Annotated in this window: 22 protein-coding genes and 2 pseudogenes; 13 read left to right on the forward strand and 11 right to left on the reverse strand. The window is 54.3% G+C overall.

Annotated elements, in window-relative coordinates:
* Window positions 1–60 precede the first annotated feature (60 nt).
* Window positions 61–837, forward strand: a complete 777-nt coding sequence (ftsE, locus tag VB797_RS23765; protein WP_323240214.1) for a cell division ATP-binding protein FtsE — start codon at window positions 61–63, stop codon at window positions 835–837.
* 84 nt (window positions 838–921) lie between these two features.
* Entirely contained in the window at window positions 922–1,815 is an 894-nt protein-coding gene (locus VB797_RS23770) for an alpha/beta hydrolase (RefSeq protein ID WP_323240215.1), read from the forward strand.
* Here the strand turns inward: VB797_RS23770 and VB797_RS35060 are convergent.
* A pseudogene (locus tag VB797_RS35060) lies at window positions 1,785–1,871 on the reverse strand (hypothetical protein); the annotation flags it as partial. The gene VB797_RS23770 and the pseudogene VB797_RS35060 sit on opposite strands and share 31 nt — an antisense overlap.
* A gap of 322 nt (window positions 1,872–2,193) precedes the next feature.
* Between VB797_RS35060 and VB797_RS23775 the strand changes: the two are divergent.
* The 7 genes from VB797_RS23775 to VB797_RS23805 all read left to right on the forward strand — a co-directional run bounded on the left by VB797_RS23775 (window position 2,194) and on the right by VB797_RS23805 (window position 7,404).
* Window positions 2,194–2,463, forward strand: a complete 270-nt coding sequence (locus VB797_RS23775; protein ID WP_323240216.1) for a hypothetical protein — start codon at window positions 2,194–2,196, stop codon at window positions 2,461–2,463.
* 64 nt (window positions 2,464–2,527) lie between these two features.
* Window positions 2,528–2,995: a hypothetical protein gene (locus tag VB797_RS23780; protein WP_323240217.1), complete on the forward strand. Its 468-nt coding sequence runs from the start codon at window positions 2,528–2,530 to the stop codon at window positions 2,993–2,995.
* On the forward strand, window positions 2,992–3,444 hold the full coding sequence (locus VB797_RS23785) for a hypothetical protein (protein ID WP_323240218.1): 453 nt from the start codon (window positions 2,992–2,994) through the stop codon (window positions 3,442–3,444). Before VB797_RS23780 ends, VB797_RS23785 begins: the two co-directional genes overlap by 4 nt.
* Complete coding sequence (locus tag VB797_RS23790) at window positions 3,444–4,484, forward strand: metal-dependent hydrolase (RefSeq protein ID WP_323240219.1); 1,041 nt, start codon at window positions 3,444–3,446, stop codon at window positions 4,482–4,484. The genes VB797_RS23785 and VB797_RS23790 overlap by 1 nt, the downstream gene beginning before the upstream one ends.
* Complete coding sequence (locus VB797_RS23795) at window positions 4,471–5,574, forward strand: ATP-binding protein (protein WP_323240220.1); 1,104 nt, start codon at window positions 4,471–4,473, stop codon at window positions 5,572–5,574. The genes VB797_RS23790 and VB797_RS23795 overlap by 14 nt, the downstream gene beginning before the upstream one ends.
* Window positions 5,571–6,491, forward strand: a complete 921-nt coding sequence (locus VB797_RS23800) for a hypothetical protein (RefSeq protein WP_323240221.1) — start codon at window positions 5,571–5,573, stop codon at window positions 6,489–6,491. Before VB797_RS23795 ends, VB797_RS23800 begins: the two co-directional genes overlap by 4 nt.
* Window positions 6,412–7,404, forward strand: a complete 993-nt coding sequence (locus tag VB797_RS23805; protein ID WP_323240222.1) for a hypothetical protein — start codon at window positions 6,412–6,414, stop codon at window positions 7,402–7,404. The genes VB797_RS23800 and VB797_RS23805 overlap by 80 nt, the downstream gene beginning before the upstream one ends.
* Here the strand turns inward: VB797_RS23805 and VB797_RS23810 are convergent.
* Window positions 7,378–7,767 carry a hypothetical protein gene (locus VB797_RS23810; RefSeq protein ID WP_323240223.1) on the reverse strand — a complete coding sequence of 130 codons (390 nt, stop codon included), beginning with the start codon at window positions 7,765–7,767 and terminating at the stop codon, window positions 7,378–7,380. The genes VB797_RS23805 and VB797_RS23810 overlap by 27 nt on opposite strands.
* 105 nt (window positions 7,768–7,872) lie before the next feature.
* Window positions 7,873–8,217 carry a glycosyltransferase family A protein gene (locus VB797_RS23815; RefSeq protein ID WP_323240224.1) on the reverse strand — a complete coding sequence of 115 codons (345 nt, stop codon included), beginning with the start codon at window positions 8,215–8,217 and terminating at the stop codon, window positions 7,873–7,875.
* 350 nt (window positions 8,218–8,567) lie between these two features.
* On the opposite strand from VB797_RS23815, the gene VB797_RS23820 reads away from it, so the two are divergent.
* Window positions 8,568–8,732 carry a hypothetical protein gene (locus tag VB797_RS23820; RefSeq protein WP_323240225.1) on the forward strand — a complete coding sequence of 55 codons (165 nt, stop codon included), beginning with the start codon at window positions 8,568–8,570 and terminating at the stop codon, window positions 8,730–8,732.
* 293 nt (window positions 8,733–9,025) lie between these two features.
* Here VB797_RS23820 and VB797_RS23825 read toward each other — a convergent pair whose 3' ends face one another.
* Both VB797_RS23825 and VB797_RS23830 read right to left on the reverse strand, forming a co-directional pair.
* A complete protein-coding gene (locus VB797_RS23825) occupies window positions 9,026–9,427 on the reverse strand; it encodes an HNH endonuclease signature motif containing protein (RefSeq protein WP_323240226.1) in 402 nt (133 codons plus the stop codon).
* Window positions 9,424–9,774, reverse strand: a complete 351-nt coding sequence (locus VB797_RS23830; RefSeq protein ID WP_323240227.1) for a hypothetical protein — start codon at window positions 9,772–9,774, stop codon at window positions 9,424–9,426. The genes VB797_RS23825 and VB797_RS23830 overlap by 4 nt, the downstream gene beginning before the upstream one ends.
* 403 nt (window positions 9,775–10,177) lie before the next feature.
* Here VB797_RS23830 and VB797_RS23835 point away from each other — a divergent pair.
* A pseudogene (locus VB797_RS23835) lies at window positions 10,178–10,441 on the forward strand (M23 family metallopeptidase).
* A gap of 135 nt (window positions 10,442–10,576) precedes the next feature.
* Here VB797_RS23835 and VB797_RS23840 read toward each other — a convergent pair.
* Window positions 10,577–11,338 carry a formylglycine-generating enzyme family protein gene (locus VB797_RS23840; RefSeq protein ID WP_323240236.1) on the reverse strand — a complete coding sequence of 254 codons (762 nt, stop codon included), beginning with the start codon at window positions 11,336–11,338 and terminating at the stop codon, window positions 10,577–10,579.
* Window positions 11,339–11,551: 213 nt separating this feature from the next.
* Here VB797_RS23840 and tnpA point away from each other — a divergent pair, with 213 nt between their 5' ends.
* Window positions 11,552–11,959: an IS200/IS605 family transposase gene (gene tnpA, locus VB797_RS23845; RefSeq protein WP_323240228.1), complete on the forward strand. Its 408-nt coding sequence runs from the start codon at window positions 11,552–11,554 to the stop codon at window positions 11,957–11,959.
* 298 nt (window positions 11,960–12,257) lie between these two features.
* Here tnpA and VB797_RS23850 read toward each other — a convergent pair whose 3' ends face one another.
* The 5 genes from VB797_RS23850 to VB797_RS23870 are packed head-to-tail and all read right to left on the reverse strand — an operon-like array spanning window position 12,258 to window position 17,925.
* Window positions 12,258–13,949 carry a formylglycine-generating enzyme family protein gene (locus VB797_RS23850; protein ID WP_323240229.1) on the reverse strand — a complete coding sequence of 564 codons (1,692 nt, stop codon included), beginning with the start codon at window positions 13,947–13,949 and terminating at the stop codon, window positions 12,258–12,260.
* Complete coding sequence (locus VB797_RS35065) at window positions 13,921–14,835, reverse strand: SAV_2336 N-terminal domain-related protein (RefSeq protein WP_416350920.1); 915 nt, start codon at window positions 14,833–14,835, stop codon at window positions 13,921–13,923. The genes VB797_RS23850 and VB797_RS35065 overlap by 29 nt, the downstream gene beginning before the upstream one ends.
* Before the next feature lie 3 nt (window positions 14,836–14,838).
* On the reverse strand, window positions 14,839–15,795 hold the full coding sequence (locus VB797_RS23860) for a MoxR family ATPase (RefSeq protein WP_323240231.1): 957 nt from the start codon (window positions 15,793–15,795) through the stop codon (window positions 14,839–14,841).
* Between the two features lie 3 nt (window positions 15,796–15,798).
* Complete coding sequence (locus VB797_RS23865) at window positions 15,799–17,574, reverse strand: trypsin-like peptidase domain-containing protein (protein WP_323240232.1); 1,776 nt, start codon at window positions 17,572–17,574, stop codon at window positions 15,799–15,801.
* Window positions 17,575–17,580: 6 nt separating this feature from the next.
* Window positions 17,581–17,925, reverse strand: a complete 345-nt coding sequence (locus tag VB797_RS23870; protein ID WP_323240233.1) for a CU044_2847 family protein — start codon at window positions 17,923–17,925, stop codon at window positions 17,581–17,583.
* 440 nt (window positions 17,926–18,365) lie between these two features.
* Here VB797_RS23870 and VB797_RS23875 point away from each other — a divergent pair.
* On the forward strand, window positions 18,366–18,759 hold a 394-nt coding region (locus VB797_RS23875; RefSeq protein ID WP_323240234.1), incomplete at its 3' end, for a ribonuclease III family protein.

Below are 18,759 nucleotides of genomic sequence, written 5' to 3' on the forward strand. Positions count from 1 at the left end.
TTGGCTCAATTTGTCTCTTTGGTTGGCTCACTCCATAGCGTTCTTCAGCGATCTTCATCTATGTCTGTCACCTCTAATCCCTCACGTCGCCCGCCGATTCCGCCCTTTGGTCAGTCCTTTGTGCCGCCTGCGGGCAGTACCGCTAGTGAGGCCAGACCGCAGACTGCTGGAGCGGCTGTTGAGCTGGAGCGGGTGACAAAGATCTATGCGAACGGCTGTCGGGCGCTGCTCGAAGTCAACCTGCGGGTAAAGCGCGGCGAGTTTTTGTTTGTGACGGGGCCATCTGGGTCAGGTAAATCAACGCTGCTGAAGCTGCTCTATGCCGAAGAACGTCCTGCTGAGGGCGAAGTCACGGTCAACGGCACCGCGCTGTCGCAGCTCAAGCCTCATCAAATCGCCAAACTGCGGCGGCAGATCGGGATTGTGTTTCAGGACTACAAGCTGATTCCTAGCCGCACCGTAGCCGAAAACGTGGCGTTTGTGCTGCAGGCCCAGAGCTTCACTCGCAAAGAAATTCACCGTCGTCTGCTGCCAACGCTCAAAATGGTCGGGCTGCAGGAGAAGGCCGAATGCTTTCCAGGTGAACTATCGGGCGGCGAACAGCAGCGGGTGAGCATCGCGCGGGCTGTTGTGGGCACACCGCCCATTTTGCTAGCTGATGAACCGACGGGCAACCTTGACCCTGATAACTCACTGCAGGTGATCAAGATTTTGCAGCGACTCAACGCCATGGGCATTACGGTAATTGTCACAACCCACGATGAGCAGCTCGTGCGACAGCTGCATTACCCGGTAGTGCAAATCCGAGACGGGCGGCTGTTGCGGGTGCGCGGGTAGGGTGCTGGCAGCAGCGCTGATCTGGCGTTATGACGAGCATTGATAGTGACGGGCATTGAAGTGACGCATAGCGGCAGGAGCGAGATGCAGCCAAACTGGAGCGGCTGGGAAGAATTTAGGGCTGACCAGCAAGAAATCGTTCTTCCTGCTGGTCAGGTCGTCCATATCCCGGTTACCATCCGCTATATCGACGTAGGCGAGGCTCAGTGCGGCACAATTTTGCTGATGCATGGGATACCGACTTGGGGATATCTGTATCATGCGGTTATACCGTCTCTTGTACAGTCTGGATACCGCATTCTCGCCCCAGATTTTCTCGGTCATGGCTGGTCAGATCGCCGAGACCGATTTGATCGATCGTTTCAAAGTCAGGCTCGGATGATCACAGCCCTGCTGTCGGCACTTGGCGTTGAGCAGGTAGAGGTAGTCGGTCACGATACGGGCGGCGCGGTTGCTCTGATGCTGGCGATTGAGCACAGAGAGTTCGTGAATCGTCTGGTTATTACCAATGCGGTCTGCTACGACCGATTTGACGATGACATGCTGGATCTTGGTCATCCGCTGAGATGGAAGCCGCGCCCGATAGCAGATTTAGTTGAAGCGCTTGAAGCCAGTTTAGCGGCGGGTTTAACCAACCGCAGCCGTCTCACGCCTGAGTTCCGGCAGGGCATCATTGCGCCTTGGGCCAGCGAAATGGGAAAGTTGAGCTTGCTGCGCAACGCTTCTGCGCTGAATCCAAATCAGACGATGGCGCTGGTTGACCGCCACGGGGATATTTCTGCCGAGACGCTCATCCTCTGGGGAATGGACGACCCCTGGCAGAAGTCGGAAGATGGGAAGCAACTCGCTCAAGAGATTCCTGGTGCCGTCTTTCGAGCCATTGACGGCGCTTCGCACTGGGTGCCGCAGGATGCGCCAGAGGAGTTCTCAGCGGCGCTGCTGGATTTTTTCGCGGCTTCGCCTACTGCTGTTCGGTGATGCCGCTGATTTTGGTGGAGATAGCGCAGCAAGCCTGACGTATCTACTTGACGCACCTAGAAGTACATGACCTCTCTGAAACGCTTTGTTTCGTATGGCTCTGGCGGGATTTGAACCTGCGACCTTGGGCTTATGAGTCCCTAGTTCAGAGCGCTGTAACTCCTGTATTGTGGGAGTTCCTAGAGCTACAAAAACTCAATGACCTAAATTTGACCTAACTAACACCTGAAAATCACTCTCTGGGCTTCTAGATATACATCAGGTTCATACAGCCCAAAGATTTGCTTTTGATGAAGCAGGGTAAAGTTTTATTTCAGAGCCTTGACATCATTCTTCTATCGGGAACCTTAACAGAAAGCTTGACGTTCCTCAGAAATCATGCAAGACAGCATCTTGTACCGCATTACTACGCAAGGGCCAAAGACCCGCTCTCGTCTGCTAGCCCATATTCAGATCGATGAAATCCTGACCCGTGAGCAGATCGTCCAGCGCTCTGGCCTCAGCTATGAACAGGTGCGCCGTCAGGCAGGCAACCTCTGTCTAGAAGGCAAGCTTCGCTCCACCCTGCGCGACGGCAAGCGCTGGTATTGGCTCCGTACCGAGGAGAATGCCAGCCCTTCAGAGAAACTTTATTCAACGCCTCAGTAGTCTCAGCATTGCCGCAAATCGGGCTTGGTCAGTACGAGTAGGAAACTGAATTTCCTACCCAACTATGTACCTCCAACCTCTTAAGTTTGCGTTCTCTCTGTATCGCCTCACCTGGCAGATCATGGGCGGCATCGCTACCGGCATCTATCGAGGCGTTCAGCAGCGTCGAGTCGCCAGCCTGCCTGTCTCCGCACCTGTCTCTGCGCCAGCGCCCGTCATCACTATCGATCTCTCACCCACTGAGGTCGAGATGATTCTCGTAGCTGAATCGATTAACGATGCCGTGACCGCGCCTGACTTAGCGGCACCAGATCTGAACGAGCCTGTTCCCAGTTCCAGCGAACCTGCTCCTACAGGCGACCGCAGCCAGATCGTGAGCGCCCTGCTTGACGAAGCCTACTCGCTGGGCAAAAGCACCTATCCTGAGCTGATTGCCTATGTTGAGAAGCATACCGGAACCGGATGTAGCCGCCGCGTCATCTCGAATTGGAAGAAAGCTCGCAAGCTGGTTGCTGAAGCTGAGGCCGCATGACGCTCTATCGCGTGGTGCTGCTGCTGCTGGCCACCGCACCCCCAGCCAAAGACATCTTCCTGAAGCTGCCTCGCCTAGAGCTGAAGCCCCTGCCTGATATTGCCATCCGAGACATCATGGCCGCCCATGCGCTCGAAACTGGCCTCAGCATTGGCACAGCTCAGCTTGCAGCCCTGCAACAACGCTGCGGCGGGAATCCGATGCTGGCAAAGCGGGTGATTCAGAAAGAGTTCTTAGGGCTAGAGGATACCGCCCCTGACCATACCCAATGGGTAGACGGCACTCCCTATCTGATTGCTGGCCTGATGGTGTTCGGTATGGTGCGGGTAATCGGCATCGGCCTCAACTCCACCAGTCTCTACCTGATTGGCGGCGTACTCACCGTGCTAGTCGGCATCCTGCGCCTGATCTTCTACTCACTGCCCAAGAAATCTACCCGGCTCGGCTAATGCTTACTGTCACCCATGCTGCCCTAGCTATTGCTTCGACTTCCCTGCTCACCGGAACCGCAGATCCCTGGGTACTAGGTGCTGCGGCCATCGCTTCTCAACTTCCTGATGTAGATACCTCCGGCAGCGTCACGGGCAGAGTATTTCACCCGATTAGCCGCTGGCTAGAGGCACGGTATCCGCATCGTTCCATGACGCATTCATTTAGCGTGACTGGCCTGATTGCAGTCTTGCTACTGCCCTTGATGTTCTGGGGGGCATCACAGTTCTACTGGGCGCTGCTGATCGGCTACTGGATGGGCTGGTTTGGAGATGTGTTCACCAAGTCTGGGGTAGCTGCCTTCTTTCCACATCAGGCTCGCTTGGTGATTCCGGCCAATCCCCGCCTGCGGCTCTCTAGCGGCAGTAAGTCTGAATCAGGCGTTCTAGCCGTGCTGGTGCTGATTGGGGTGGTGAGCATCAACATCAACTCGTCAGGCGGCATCATGCGGAGCTTTGACCAGATGTTGGGTTCTCAGAGCGGCGCAATCGAAATCTATCAGCGTGAGTCAGCCCGTCATCAGGTATTCGCCACCATTGAGGGCAGACATACGATCACGCAGCAGGCGGTGGCCGGCCAGTTCGAGATTATCGGCACCATCGCGGGCGATCTGCTGGTGAAGGACAGCCAGAACCGTCTCTATCGCGCAGGCGGCAGTCCCGAAGCTCAGATTGCACCAGAAACCGTTCATGCCGCGATTGGTGCAGCAATCAACCTGGTGACGAACGAGCTGTTCCTAGATAGCCAGCCTGTCGGCCAGATGATCCGCTCGCTGCATTTGCCCCAGAACAGCTACCTCTCAGGCCAGCTTCTCATCGATGCGTTGGATCGAGAGAGCGTCCAGCTTCATGGTTCCAAGCAGTATTTTCAGCCGATTCAAAGTTTCAACGGGGTGACGGTGGAACTGGAGTCTGCTTCCCCGGCTCAGACGCTAGCCGTTCTGGGCGACATCTATGCCACTGGCAGTTTAGTTGTGAGGTCAATTTATGTTCAGTCGTAGTTACGAGAAACCACTGCCGCCCGCAACCGTAGTGCCCCTACAGCGCAAGGCTGCACCTGTGGCCGAGGCTGCTGGCATCCTGCTGGGGCAAGGGGTCTACTGGAATCCTGAGCGCCTGCCGAATGGTCACATTGTCGTAATTGGGGCGAGCGGTTCCGGCAAAACCCAAACGATCAAAGGAATTTTTTATGCGCTCCTATCTATGTATATGGAGTCGCAGAAAATTTTAATCGACTTTCATGGCGACCAGGACATCGAAGGCGAGGTCTGCTATCCGCTCCATATGGCTTCACCTTGGGGCATCAATCCGCTGAGCGTTAATCTTGACCCCGAAGGCGGTGGGCCGAACCTTCAGGCGATTCAAGCTGTCTCGGTGCTGAAGAAATCGCTTCAGTTGGGTTCAGTCCAAGAAGGAATGCTGCTGGGCGTACTGCAAGCCTGCTATCGGCAAAAGGGAATTGTCAACGAGGATGCCGCCACTTGGAACCGGGAAGCGCCGAACTTTGGGGATGTCGAGCAGGAACTTCAGCATCGAGATGAGCAGGAGGACTGCAAGGAGTCGCGGCGACTGCGGCTGAAGCTAGCGGCCACCTTTCAATATGGGGTGTTCTCGCGGCCTCAGTTTCCGCTGGATGCTGCGCTGATTCGGGTCGATTTGTCCAAGCTGCCCCCGGCGCTGCAATCTATCGCGGCAGAGTCGCTGGCCAAGCAGGTGATGGATCGGCATCGGCTGCTGGGGGAAATGAACGGCAAGGTGCCGCGTACCTTTCTGGGGATTGACGAGGCGAAGGAGATGCCGAACGGGAAAGGCGCTGCCTGTGACCGGATCATTGCCGACGGGCGCAAATATGGCCTAGCGCTTTGTTTGGCCTCTCAGTCGGAGCGGCATCTGTCGCTGGATGTGATCGGCAACTCTAGTACCAAGATTGTGCTGCCGGTCGATCAGACCGAAGTGACGCGGGTGGCGAAGAAGTTCCGATTTGCCGAGGCGAAAGTTGCTGCCCTTCAGCCCCTGCAAGCGCTGGTGCGGTTTGGTACAGATGCAAGGCCAGTTGAGATTGTTCCTTACTATGCGCGGGTGCAGTCATGAAGCAGAAACTAGCGGCGGCTCTACTCATCGGGCTGATGTCCTATAGCTGTGCAGGACAGGCTAACTCTCAGGCGCTCTCGTCCCCGACCTCGCCACCTCAGATCATTACCAGCGAGTCAGCCAATAGTCGGCAGCGTCTGAGTCTACGGCTTACCCTGTCGAGTCCAGAGGATTTGAAGGTGAGAGAAGGCGATCAGGTGCAGGCGAATCAGATCCTCAGCGACCGACTCAGAGAACGGCAGCGGCTAGAGGCACAAAAGCGGCAGCTCCAGATCCAGATTGAGCGGCTGAAGGCTCCGATTGCAGGGGCGCTCCCAGCTCGCCCGATTCCTGAAGTGGCCTCACTGCCCCCGGCAACTTTCTTAGACGAAGTGGCTGAGGTGGAACGGCAGCGCGTCATGGTGCGGCAGGCGGAGGCGGTGGTGGGGAATCAGCAGCGGATGTTGGACATGCTGGCCTCGATGCCGAGCGGTGAGCTGCCGGAAGCTACCTTGCCGCATGAGCAGGAAGTCTTGAGGCAGAAGCAGCAGGAATTGGATCAGGCTAGGGCTGAGATGAGCTTGAGTGAGGCCAAGCTGGGACAGACGCAGCAGGACAGGCAGTACCAGGAATATCTGCACTCGCTGGAAATGAGTAAGCGCGGCCTCAGCATCCAGCAGGGCGAACTCCAGCGGCAAGAGCAGCTTCAGCGGCAGGAGGAGCAGGAACGCGACCGCTCGTTTAAGCTAGCCCAGCTTGAGACGCAGATGCAGCAGTTAGACAGTCAATTATTTAGCCTTTCATCAGTCAGGAGTCCCTACAGTGGCAAGATACAGCGCATCGTGTGGAAAGAACAGAATGACCAGAACCTTTTGGTGGAGCTTACCCTTGTTCGTGATGCTGGTGGTTCCGCATCCGGTCAGGGCACAGGAGAGTGAACCACCAGAAGAGCCTGTAGAAGAATTTGTGGATGAGCCTGCTGAACCGGCTGATCCCGAAACCGTCACCACTGACCCTAACCCGCTCAACCCGGCTGGTGAGTCGCTGGATGCTCTGATTCAGATGCAGGTGAACGTGGATCTCTGGTCAACGATGCAGGGAGAGCTGCCCTGTCTGGAGGCGACCGAGTCCTGCATTCGGCAGCTCCAGGAAATGGCGATTGGGAACGCCCCAGCGCTGAGGGCAATCGATGAGCGAATTGAGCTAATCAACGAGAAGATCGATACAGCACGGGCGAACAATCAGCAGACTATCAATCTGGGTTTGTTTGAACCGGCTCTGCAATATTTCCTCAAGGTTGAGAATGTGCCTGCCGTCGCGGAAACCAGGGATAGCTCAGGCCGAGTCGTGACGCAGGGGCAGGCGGCCAGAACGGTGGGGCTGGTGGATCGGGTGATTGGGCTGTTTACGGGCAGCAGTACCCTGTCAACCATCAATGACATTCTCTCTGTAATTGGCGTACCGCTGTTCCAGGCGATTGCAGGCGGCAGTCCAGAGACTCAGCAGCGCGAGATTGCCATCGCAGATCTGCAAGTCAAAATTGCTGAGGTGGAGAACAAGCGAGGCGAGCTGGCTGAGAATCTCCGCGAGCAGGTAATTCTGCAAATGCTGGACTTTGACACGATTCGGCGCGAGTTCCAGATTGGTCAAGAGGTGGCCAAGCGTCAGCAGCTCCAGCTCCAGATCGTTGAGCAGAACTATCGGTTTGCGGTGGGCAATATGGACACGCCGCAGTTCCTAGCCCAGATCAACTCGCTGGATCGGACAAAGGCCGACACCTTCAGAGCATGGTCGAAACTGCGCTCTCAGCTGGTGCGGGTGAAGCTAACTGTTCTGGGGGCTGAACAATAAAGTAGCGGCGATTGTCCATTTGAGGCAGTGGATCACCCCTGCAAATAGAAGCTTCTGGCTGAGGGTAGGTAAATTGACATCAGCGCTGACGGCTCGCCAGAACGGATAGCCCAGCGGCAGAAAGCTGGCTCTAGGCTGAGCTTTCCCCTGCAACGCTGCGAGCTTCATTGAGGCTCTAGCCTGTCTTCTGGCCTTATGCAGCAGCGCTCTGAGCCTGTGGCGAGCTGGATGGTGGACAATCGCGCTCTGGCAATAGGCAATCTCGAACCCAGCAGCATAGGCACGCTGACAGAATTCTTTGTCGCCCAAGTTCATCAGCCTGGAGTCGAACCCGCCCACGGCTGCAAATAGGCTGCGCTGCATGAATAGATTAGCGCCAGCGCCATACTGCTCACCCTCCACATAATCCTGCTGCCGTAGATAGCTCAGGCTATCTGCATATTCAACGATGTTGGGCTGCTGAGCTTGCTAGGTGAGATGGATCGCGCCACCGACTATCGGGCTGTACTGCATCGCTGCCATGCCCTGCGCTAGCCAGTCAGGATCAGGGATACAGTCTGAATCTGTGAAGGCGATGACCTCACCGACGGCGATGGCGATGCCTCGATTGCGGGCTGCATTGTTGCCTAGCTGCGTTTCACGGCAGTAGCGAGCTGCAAACTGCTGGCAAATGGGCCGGATGGCCTCAGTCGAGTTATTGTCTACCACGATCACTTCAAAGTTGGGGTAGCTCTGACGCTGGAGAGCCTGCAAGCATTGGGCGAGCCGCTGGCTGTCGTTCTGAACCGGGATGACGACCGAGATCATTGCCATAAAAAAAGAGAGGCAGATCGCCCCTCAGATCAGGTGATTAAGAGTTAGAAATTAGACGCAATCAGCTTCCACCGCCCGCTAGCCAGGATGCCGGAACGTAGAGGTTCCCCCGGCTGCACAGGATGCCAGCTTTCTCGTTCAGGTCAGAGATTTGGTCAGCAGTCGGAGCCGCAGCCAGATCGATCTGGGTGGTGCCGCTGTGCTGGTAGGTGGTGCTGTTGGTGAAGCGGGCTACGCCACAGGCATTAGCCGTTGCTCTCCGCACCCGGTCGGTTGGAGTCTGCACGGTGACATAGCCGCCCGGTGTCTGGCCGACCAGCATTGGTTTTGAAGTTGGCAGAGCGAGTCTCTTGGGCAACGCCATTGTTGCAGCCAGGAAGGAGCTGCGTGGGCAAGCTCGCGGTGGTGATAGCAGTGCCGCCAGCGGTGAAGGAAGCCGGAATCGGGCTAGTGGTGCTGGGACGCAGCAGAATCCAACCGCAGGAGTTAGCCTGATAGTCTCGGCTGCGGAGTAAACCTTGATAGGTCATGGAAACGCTGGAGCTGGGAGATTGCCCGGTCACATAGATATTGTTCTGGGCATCGCGGAAGGCAGCAGGAATCGGCTGGGCCAGCGCCGCAGTTGCACCCGTGAACATGATACCAACAGCAGCGAGGAAGGCAGGACGAGCAAGTTTGTGGAACATAGGTCACTCCTCAGATGAGGGAAATATAGGATTGTTCGGAACCTATTAGCCAACCTCGGAGCTGTGCATCACAGAATATACGGAATGAAATATAAATCTCTCTTAAACTTGCTGCTTGCCTTTTATGAGTTCAGCTTGGCCGCGCGTTGCCGTTCTGAGATGCGCTCATTTGTGTTGAACTGAAGCAGGTGGACTGTGGCTCGTCCGCTGGGTGTTTGTCCTAGAATCTGCTCGTTTTCAATCGCAAAGTGCTCTGACCAAATCTGAAGGCGTGGGTTGAACAGAAATGCAAACTCTTGAGTCTGAGGATCAAACGAGCCAAGGTCAGTGCCTTTATGTCGGTTACATCGCCAGCAGGCATAGGCGAGATTATCACTGCTGGTCTGCCCGCCATGTTTTAGCGCAATCACATGATCGACTTCATGGACATAGAAGCTCACTGCCGCAGGCAGCAGGCAATATTCGCAGCAGGAGTTGGCGCGTTGTTCGATTTGTTGCCGCAGTGCGTCAGGAATATAGGTCACGAAGCGGATTGCGCGGTGAGCTGGGGCAGATTGCCAGTTTTGAGCATGACAATCAGATGCTCGATGCGCTCATATTCGTCGAGTTCACGTTGCTCGGTGGGGGTCAGTTCGCCGCTGTGGCTGCGGGCAAGCAGGGTTTTTAATCGTGCCTGCATTTCAGGGGTGGGGCGAAAGGCGGCAATTTGCTCTGGACTGGGCTGACTGGTCAGGAAGTCTAGGATGTGGCGGTAGATTTGGGAAGGAAAGGCGGGCTGAAGGCATTGGCGCAACAATTCGGGGAGCTGCTCCTGCAATGGGGAAAGCTGCTCTAGCAGGTCATCGGGGATTTCTAGCGTAATTGTGGCCATTGCTTAACGTCGATATTTGATTCTATTTTAGTCAGTTCCGTGAAACTACAGGTGCAGAGGGCGGCGACTGGGCGATACGTCGGGAGGACTCTTTACCCTCAGACTCATGCTCCGCCATTTCCTGATCTCGTTCAGCCTCACCGTTCTCGTCGGCTCCATCGCCCAGGCTCAGCAGGTGGAATCCGTTCAGCCGAATCAGATTCCCAGAACAGTCGCGGCGATTACCCTGCCAGCTCCCATTCTGCCGACACCCGCGCCACCCAAGTTTGACCCGCCAACCGTGAGGCCAGCACCACCGCTCTACATTACGCCAGCAGCGGGGGTGCTCAGCTCAGGCTATGGGCAGCGCTGGGGGCGGATGCATTCAGGTATCGACATTGCTGCGCCGATTGGGACTCCGGTGATGGCAGCGGCGGCTGGGACTGTGGAGTTTGCTGGATAGACAGAGGGCGGCTATGGCAACATGATCGACGTGCGGCATGGTGACGGCAGCATGACCCGCTATGCTCATTTGCAGCAGGTGCATGTCCAGAAGGGGGCTGCTGTGACGCAGGGGCAGATGATTGGCGAGATGGGGAGTACGGGGCGCTCGACGGGGCCACATCTGCATTTTGAGATTCACTTGGCGGGGAAGGGGGCGGTGAATCCGGTGGCTTATTTGCCTTGAGGATTGTGACAAACCCTTGAGGCCAAGATGTCTCGTCTTCAAACGGCTATTGAGCTTAAAAAATCGATCGCGCCGAGCGCGAAGGAGAGAGAAAAGAAAACAGGGCAGAGGGCAAAAGGGTAAAAGAGCAAAGGGCTAGCGAGTCCTCGACGCAGAACAAACAACCCGAAAACCGTTGTTGCTGAGGCGAGTCCCCGCATCACGGTAGTTGCGAGTGGCAGAACGGCAATTCCGAGGATTGAAGCCCCACGAACCGCCCCGCAGAACTCGTTTTGCGTCTTCTTCAGCTTCTGGATCTAGCCAAGCGCTACCATCTTCAGGTGCGCCCTCAAAATTATCGTGCCAGTGGTCTTCGCACCATTCCCAGACGTTACCGTGCATGTCATATAGCCCCCAAGCATTCGCAGGAAAATCCCCTACGTCAGTAGTTTCTTCACGGTAGCTGCCTTTCCCGCCGCGACCATACGAACCGCTATAGAATTTCTCCTTGATGGTTCGATCTTCTCCGCAGTAGTTCGCCAAATCAGTTGTAATCGTCTCGCCAAAGTAAAAAGGTGTGGTGGTTCCAGCTCGACAAGCATATTCCCATTCAGCTTCGCTAGGTAGGCGATAGGGTCTGCCCGTATATTGAGCTAACCGCTGACAAAACTCAGTCGCCTCATGCCAAGAAATCTGCTCAACTAGACGATTTCCCCCTTTGAAATTAGAAGGATCAGGCTCTAGATCTCGTTCGGCTTTGGGCATGGCTGCTACGGCTTGCCACTGAGCCTGCGTCACCGGATACTTTCCCATAAAAAAGGTCGAAACAGTGACGAGGTGCTGCACTTCATCGTCCCAGCGCTCTATCTCATCTTCTGGAGAACCCATTTGAAAGCTGCCACCCTGAATCAGCACCATATCCAACCTGATGCCGTTGCCCAACTCTTCTGGGTAGAACTGAGCTTTACGGGTTTCTTTGCGAATCGTCAGTTTCATGAGTAATACCCGCAAATAAATTGCGGGCTAGAGGGGCAAACCCATTGAAATGGGTTGGGGGTATTGGTTGATTGAAGGCGTTAGGTTGAGGGCGGATGAGGTCATTCTAGGAGAAAGATAATTGAGTGGCATGAGATGACCGTTTGGAGGACATATTATCATTTGGTTTGGGCAACGTGCGATCGGTTGCCGTTGATTACCTCAGCCGTCGAAGCTGAATTGTATGATTATCTTGGTGGCAAGAGTCGTTCGCTCAATTGTCCAATTCATGCTCTGGGCGGCGTTATAGATCATATACATCTGGTTGTTTCAATTCCCCCTAGTTTAGCCATTGCTGCGTATGCAAAACAGATAAAGGGCAGCAGTTCGCGTTTTATGAATCAACTGAGTTTAGAACAACAGTTTGCATGGCAGCGAGAATATGCTGTATTTTCGTTGGGTAGCAAGCAACTTGATCAGGCGGTTGCTTATGTTCAGAATCAGAAAGAGCATCATGCACAAGGGACGATTATACGAACATTGGAACCAAATGCTTGTCGATGAAGATATCTGATGTCTGTGAATCTTGTTCGCAGCGTCCGTGATTAATGCCCGCGAATGACGCCCGCGAATGACGCCCGCGAATGAATTGCGGGCTGGGGAAGCAAACCCACAAGTGGGTTGAATTTTGCTCTCAGAGAGCCTTTGTGTGTTTCTAGCCCAATGGCTCGCAATTGAAATATGAATTGGAGGAAGCAACCCTGCGAGTGGCTCGAAATCCAACCCCAAAAAATCATGTGTATTTCTTTCTAGCCCACCAGAGGTGGACTTGCTTCCCTAGCCCGCAATTCATTCGCGGGCGTTAATCGCGGACTGACGCAGAACAAACAACCCGAAAACCGAAGTTGAGGGCGCGAAACCTCGCATCATAGCGGTCGCGAGCGGCAGAACGGCAATTCCGAGGATCGATGTTCCACGAACCGCCCCGCAGGACGTAGTATGCTTGCTCTGAGGGCGTTTCACCGATCCAAGCACTACCATCTGTCGGCGCGCCTTCGTAGTTGCTGTACCACTGATCTACACACCACTCCCAGACATTACCGTGCATGTCGTAGAGACCAAAAGCATTGGCAACGGCGAATTGCCCTACCGGAGTTGTGCCCTCAAAATCCTTTTCCTTCGTTACTCTAATTTTGTTGTAGGTTGGATACCAGTTAGAATTTGCCAGATCAGGAGTAATCGTTTCTCCAAAATGAAATGGGGTTGTGGTGCCAGCTCGACAGGCATATTCCCACTCCGCTTCTGTAGGCAGGCGATACTCTTTGCCTGTAAGCTGTGACAGCCGCGCACAAAACTCAGATGCATCTAGCCAAGAAACCTTCTCAACTGGCCGATCTGCTCCCTTGAAGCTAGAAGGATCAATCTCTAGCTCCCGCTCTACCTGCGGCAAGCCTGCCACCACATTCCACTGGGCCTGTGTCACCGGATACTTGCTCATAAAGAAGGTGGAGACAGTCACCTCATGCTGTGGACTTTCACTGTCTCGTCGCTCTGGCTCGTCGTTTGGTGAACCCATCAGGAATCTCCCTGCTGGAATCGCCACCATTTCCAGGCTGACCGCTTCACTCAACGACTCCACGTACCCAGAAGTCTGCCGTCGCTCTTTTTGGATCACCACTTTAGGCTGACGACCACCTTGACGCTGAATCGTTACAGTTGCCACTTCAAACTCAAATGGCTCCAGCAGCTCGGTTTCTTCTATCTCCAGCAAAGCCGTTTCAAACTCGAACTCCTGTAAGGGCGGAAAGGCTACAGGTTCCATCCCTGAAGGCACAGATGGGGGCTGCACTGTCTGATCTGCCAAAGCCGCATAAGCACCGCCTAGACGCCGTAGCACCTGGCGGGTAATCTGGGCAAAGGGGGCAATCTCCTGCTGAATGGCACTATCCCAGGCAGATTCAAACGCCAGAAATGCCTCAAAGCTGCGAATCGCGACGCCCGTGCGCTCCTCAATGAACTTAGATAGCCGCTTGAGAATCACTTCTTCCAAGACAGCCTCGGTGTCAGACTTGCGGGTAGCATCCACCAAATAGTCTCGCACTCCCTTGTAGAACTCATAGCGAACGGTGTCGCTGGCATCTGCGCCTACTGGATAGAGCAAGCCGCTCATAAACACTTCTGCCACATGCACCGGGCTGGCCTCTTGCGGCATCAGCTCCCGCTGAATCAGATGAACAATTGGCAAGCTGACCTGAGTAGCTGCCATCATGCCTGCAAGCCGTCTGGCGCTGAATGAGGCAGTTGCCCAGAAGCGATTCACCCGCTCCTCTGCTGAGAGTGGCGCTGCATCTGCATCTTCTTCTAGCTGTGTAGCGATGAGGACATCATCTAGCACCACTCCTGCGGTCTTAGCCTGTCGCCTACCCGCAATCACGCTTGCCCACCGCTGTAATGGCTTAGGTTCTAGCGTCACCACCGGCAGCTTCAGTTCGGTAGCTGGATCAACATCTAGCCAGCCTGGTAATTCATCGACATGCAGATCCAGATTGGCCATTCCAGGTGCATCTGCACTCAGCCCAACGGCAATGCCCGCCCCCAAAGCGCTCCGCTCCCAAAGCGCTCCGCTCCCAAAGCGATTCTGGAAGGAGCTGCAACACCGTCACTGATGTTTGCCCTGCCCATTGATCCAGCAGTGGCTTAATCCGGCCTGACCTCCAGGCGGGAGAGATGCAGTCACTCACCACCAAAATCAGTCGTCGATTGGAAACATCCAGCAACTCTTTGGGGCTACGTGAGCGGCGGTTATGGCTCTTTCTCCCAGCAGAAAGTTGTAACGAGTCACCTGCCGTCTGGAGATACCAGGTTCGCACGTCTCGGAAGGCTCCCTGGCGCTCCATTAGCTGCTGAAACTCGGCAATGGTTTCCTCCCAAATCGGCAAGGAGGCTGATTCTTCAACCACAATCGCTAGCTCCAGCCAGCGTTCTGGGGCAGGACAGAGCACAGGCGTCCAAATCTGTTTCTCAGCAATCTGAACTGCCGTGGCTTCTTCGTCCAAGACAACGCTGATTCGAGATGGGATTTTCCGCATCAGAGGCCGCAGCGCACGGGCAATTGCCAATTTGTTGGGCAGCGCTGGAGCAGCCGGAGCGCGAAACGGCAGAACAGGTATCTCTCCGCCCTGCGATTTGGGAGCAGAGGTATAGACCGTCGCGGCGGGTTCAATCGGGGGCGGCGGGGGCGACGGTGTGGAAGGTTTCGTCTCTATCACGACTTCACTCGAAGTCTGAACCTCTGGCTGTGCTGAGGTCGCCTGCTCTGGCTCCATCTGCATTGCTAGCCACAGCATGTCTGCCAGCTCATCTGCACTCAGATCCAGCTCTACTTGCTTCAGCAGACTGACTAGACCAGCAACCGTGGCAGGGGGCTTGGCTGACTTCATCGGCTAGGCATTGGTGAGGTATCGGAACAGTTGCTCGACAAGATCATCTCTGCTCTGGCCTTCGGGGGCGCGGTCACGGGTAACAAGATAGATGGCGTTGAGCAGCTGGTCGGTGGCGAGATCGCCCTGGTTTCGCCGCTCAATGAACTGCCCAATCAGCGCCTTGGCATCTTCGCTTAGCTCCCCCAAATGAACTGTGACAATCCGTTCCAAGTCTTCCTGACTCGGTTCTTTCATGTCCAGCCGCAGGCAGCGCCGCAGGAACGGAGGTGGAAAGTCGCGCTCGCCGTTGCTGGTGAGAATCACGAACGGAAAGGACTGACAGCGAACTTTGCCGTTCTGGATCTCGGCTGTAAAATCCTGGGCAGTAAGCTCCTGGTCATCGCTATAAGCAGTCCCCACCTCAATGCTAGGATAGTCCTGGGCGATCCGCTGGAGTTCGGGAATCAGAAACTCGCCTTCTTCAAACACATGCAGCAGGTCATTCGGCAAGTCGATGTCGCTTTTATCAATTTCGTCAATCAGCAGCGCGCGCGGGCGAGCAGAGGGCAGCATTGCTGTTCCCAGTGCCCCTAAGCGAATATAGCGCCCAATGTTCTGCACATTATCTTTGCCCTGGGATTGAGCATCCTGCAAGCGCCCAATCGCGTCGTAGTTGTAGAGTCCATCTTTCAGCGTCGTGCGGGTGGTGACTGACCAGGTTAAGACTTCTCCTAGCTCTAGCTCTCTGGCAACGGCATAGGCCAATGAGGTTTTGCCAGTTCCAGGCTTGCCCGTCACCAGCAGCGGACGGCGGAGATACAGAGCGGCATTGACCAGATCAATTTCTTCCTTGCGTACCTGAAATGTCGCGCCCCGGCTTTGCTTGGTTTCAAACCGCCGCCAGCTGGGAGAGAGCGGCAAGTCCTCAATGCCAGCATGAGGCGATTTCGTTCCCTGAAAGATTCTCCAGTCGCTCATAGGTTAAGACATCTCATATTGAAAGATTTCAGGCAGTCGATTTGGATCTTCCCGCAGCAGGGAAAGATGGTGGCCAATATGGGCATCGGGGTCGCAGGTGTAGGAATTTGAGCGCTCCTGCCTCACCTGCTCTTCTAGCAACTCTATTACACAGCATTCTAGAATCCTGTCAAGCTCTGAGCGACCGTTGCACTGAGTCAGGTTTCGCCTTAGCCAAAGTCCTACAGGGATGCCTGCTCGTAATAGAGCACCAAACGCTTTCTCGAAGGTTATGTTTGCAGGAAGCTGCGTCAACTGAAAAACCTTCGTTGTCGGTAGTTGTAGCTTTATGAGTAGTTCATTTGAGTCCTTGCAGTCATCCACGGCAACAGTCCCTTGTAGCAGTTGCTGCCCTGTCGCTTGCTGTAACGTTTCCCATTTCTGCTTCCAATTTCTCCGACAGGGTATATACGTTCTATCTACTCGCTCTATTGAGCGTACAATCACTTTATGTTCATGACCAATCGGTTGCAAAGTGTCATACATTTCTGTTTCCCATGTATCTACGGGATGGCTAAGCAGCTTACGTGGCAAAAAGATCTCAATTGTTAGGTCTAGAGGCTCTTCTTGCTGGCTAAGAAATGCTTGCAACAGTCTTGACATTTCCTTTTTATGATCGTCTTCATCCAGTTCAAATCTAAAAGTATCGTTCTCTGTATATCCTTCTGGAAGATTGAGCTTCTTGCGGTTGCTCCAATCCCAGCCTGTGGCGCTGCTAGAGACAAACCAAGCTTTAACAAAGTACCGATCAGATCTGGGATTTGTGTCTTGAATCATGATGGCCAAATATGACATCTGGCTGATAGTCGGTGCAGACTGAATTTGCCCCAATAGCGCTTGCCAGTTATGCCCCTGTGAAATAGCCCAGTCTTGTAGCTGTTGATTGATGTTAGGGACGGCCATTGCCAAACGCGCCGCAAACTGTAGAATTCGACTGATCTGGGCATCTCCTGGCGGCATATCTTGAAGTTCAGCCACAATCGTGGCCAGTGTCTCTGGCATAGGACATGGCCAACCCTTTGGACAGCAGGCATTAAAAGCCTGTCTGACTTTGCTCTCAATTGTGCTGTAATACGGCGACAAGAGTTCAATCAGGCTGAGAGCTTCAATAGCATTGGCCAGAATCTCAGTCGGAATCAAGAAAGCGATTTGAGCTTCTGCCCGTTTTTTCTCTGCTGCCACCGTCATGCCCACAATGCCGCCATTCTTCTCATCCCAAACTGGAGAGCCGCTAAAACCAGGCAGCACGGGATAGCCTTGGGCTTTAATCGCTTCAATCTGCACCCAGCCATCATCCCCTCGCTGGTCTAGCAGTTCGCCTGATGCCCAGATGCCGGAGTCATGCCCTTGAGGAAACCCAAAGGCCCCAAATGGATGTTTCCACCAGGCCGTTGCTCTGAGTAGAGACAGCGGCTGTATCCCTTCAGGAATGGCTCCTTCTAGCTTCAAACCTGCAATATCCTCTCCTCGTCTACCAGGATTGACCGGACTCCAGAAGATAACTTGAGCCTTCAAAGGAGCAGAGTCTGCATTAGAGGCGAAAGGAAAGTCTAGCTCAACCAACGCCGTAGGCGATTCTGAAGTCATTTGCAGAATTCCCAGCGCCTCAGTCACGACATGAGCACAGGTGAGCAAGCAGGAATCTGTGATCAGAAATCCAGCGCCCACCACGCTGCCATTGGCATGTCGAATTCGAGCGATCGCCTTTTTGAGTAACCCGATCTCAGGATTGAGTGACATTCGTTTCTACTTTGTCCCTGTCTCGGCTTCTTTCCACTTCAACGTAATCTCGTAATTGACCTCACTGCCCACAGAAGCAAAAACGGCTCCAGCGTCAACCGTCAGCTTGATACCAAATTTCACCTCTACTTCGCTGGCAGGACTGTCGAGCTGCTTCAGTTTGGCCAGAACCACCGAGGCGACAGGTTTAACTTGCTCTAAGGCAGCTTCAAGCGTCTGTTGGGCTTTCAAAACCATCTGACCCGAAGGGGCTGCTACCCGCTCGACAGCAGCACTTTCGGGTTCATCAACCTCTACTAAGAACGTGGTGCCGTCCTCTAGCGTAAATTCAGCGAGCCGTTTGTCATTCATAGGGGATCGTGGGAACTTCTCTTCAGTTATGACTCCATACAGGTTTTTTACTGCATTTTCCTAAACATTACTTTAGATTAAGCTCGGTCTTGCTGCAAACAAGCTTTCAGAACCAGTCAATCGGCTGTCTGCTGCTGTTTGCCTTGATGGGAACCCTAGAACCAGAAGATTGAATCACCGCGACGATCGCACGCGAAAGGGACGGTCGTTTTTTGTGACCAGTTGACGTGCCGTGAATTGAGAGTTATCACAGTAGTACAACGATGCGTACTGAAATCGGTTCGGCAGGAGGAATAAGATTGTGAATTCTTGGTTAATTTATGCTCATCTGGTAGGCTCTCACTTTGCTAAGTGGGCATAAATTTTTGAAGCATTCCTGATATCTGACTGTCAAAACTGGCTAAGTTACGCGGGTTGTGTCCCTCATTTGGAAACAATTCATGCTTGAACTACCTGAATTTCAAAATCCCGCCTTGCGCCTGCAAGCCCTGACCCACAGCTCCTATGCCAACGAGCATCCCGGCTCTACTCACAATGAACAGCTAGAGTTCATAGGCGATGCCATCCTGAAAATAGTGCTGTCTGTGACGCTCTACCAGAATCATCCTGAGCTGCGAGAAGGGGCACTCACCATTCGGCGCTCTGAACTAGAGAGTAATGAGACTCTTGCCGAGGTTGCGACACGCCTGAATCTGGGCAGCCAGTTGCATCTGGACAATGGCACCAAAAAGCAGGGAGGCCGAGAGAATGACAAAATTCTCAGCGGGGCGCTAGAAGCGATAATCGGCGCTTACTTCCTGGAGGCAGGGCTGGAACCAACCTGGCAGTATATTA

This window comes from Rivularia sp. UHCC 0363 (assembly GCF_034931125.1).
Classification (GTDB): domain Bacteria; phylum Cyanobacteriota; class Cyanobacteriia; order Cyanobacteriales; family Nostocaceae; genus Rivularia.

Excerpts from the sequence above, each read along its gene's own strand:
- VB797_RS23790 (WP_323240219.1), top strand. The coding sequence starts at position 3,444 with ATGCTTACTGTCACCCATGCTGCCCTAGCTATTGCTTCGACTTCCCTG.
- VB797_RS23810 (WP_323240223.1), bottom strand. The coding sequence starts at position 7,767 with ATGCAGCGCAGCCTATTTGCAGCCGTGGGCGGGTTCGACTCCAGGCTG.
- VB797_RS23780 (WP_323240217.1), top strand. The coding sequence starts at position 2,528 with ATGTACCTCCAACCTCTTAAGTTTGCGTTCTCTCTGTATCGCCTCACC.
- VB797_RS23865 (WP_323240232.1), bottom strand. The coding sequence starts at position 17,574 with ATGTCACTCAATCCTGAGATCGGGTTACTCAAAAAGGCGATCGCTCGA.
- VB797_RS23860 (WP_323240231.1), bottom strand. The coding sequence starts at position 15,795 with ATGAGCGACTGGAGAATCTTTCAGGGAACGAAATCGCCTCATGCTGGC.
- VB797_RS23785 (WP_323240218.1), top strand. The coding sequence starts at position 2,992 with ATGACGCTCTATCGCGTGGTGCTGCTGCTGCTGGCCACCGCACCCCCA.
- VB797_RS23775 (WP_323240216.1), top strand. The coding sequence starts at position 2,194 with ATGCAAGACAGCATCTTGTACCGCATTACTACGCAAGGGCCAAAGACC.
- ftsE (WP_323240214.1), top strand. The coding sequence starts at position 61 with ATGTCTGTCACCTCTAATCCCTCACGTCGCCCGCCGATTCCGCCCTTT.
- VB797_RS23770 (WP_323240215.1), top strand. The coding sequence starts at position 922 with ATGCAGCCAAACTGGAGCGGCTGGGAAGAATTTAGGGCTGACCAGCAA.
- VB797_RS23840 (WP_323240236.1), bottom strand. The coding sequence starts at position 11,338 with ATGGTGCTGATTCAGGGTGGCAGCTTTCAAATGGGTTCTCCAGAAGAT.
- VB797_RS23805 (WP_323240222.1), top strand. The coding sequence starts at position 6,412 with ATGACCAGAACCTTTTGGTGGAGCTTACCCTTGTTCGTGATGCTGGTG.
- tnpA (WP_323240228.1), top strand. The coding sequence starts at position 11,552 with ATGACCGTTTGGAGGACATATTATCATTTGGTTTGGGCAACGTGCGAT.
- VB797_RS23850 (WP_323240229.1), bottom strand. The coding sequence starts at position 13,949 with ATGGCCAATCTGGATCTGCATGTCGATGAATTACCAGGCTGGCTAGAT.
- VB797_RS23815 (WP_323240224.1), bottom strand. The coding sequence starts at position 8,217 with ATGGCAATGATCTCGGTCGTCATCCCGGTTCAGAACGACAGCCAGCGG.
- VB797_RS35065 (WP_416350920.1), bottom strand. The coding sequence starts at position 14,835 with ATGAAGTCAGCCAAGCCCCCTGCCACGGTTGCTGGTCTAGTCAGTCTG.
- VB797_RS23795 (WP_323240220.1), top strand. The coding sequence starts at position 4,471 with ATGTTCAGTCGTAGTTACGAGAAACCACTGCCGCCCGCAACCGTAGTG.
- VB797_RS23800 (WP_323240221.1), top strand. The coding sequence starts at position 5,571 with ATGAAGCAGAAACTAGCGGCGGCTCTACTCATCGGGCTGATGTCCTAT.
- VB797_RS23830 (WP_323240227.1), bottom strand. The coding sequence starts at position 9,774 with ATGGCCACAATTACGCTAGAAATCCCCGATGACCTGCTAGAGCAGCTT.
- VB797_RS23870 (WP_323240233.1), bottom strand. The coding sequence starts at position 17,925 with ATGAATGACAAACGGCTCGCTGAATTTACGCTAGAGGACGGCACCACG.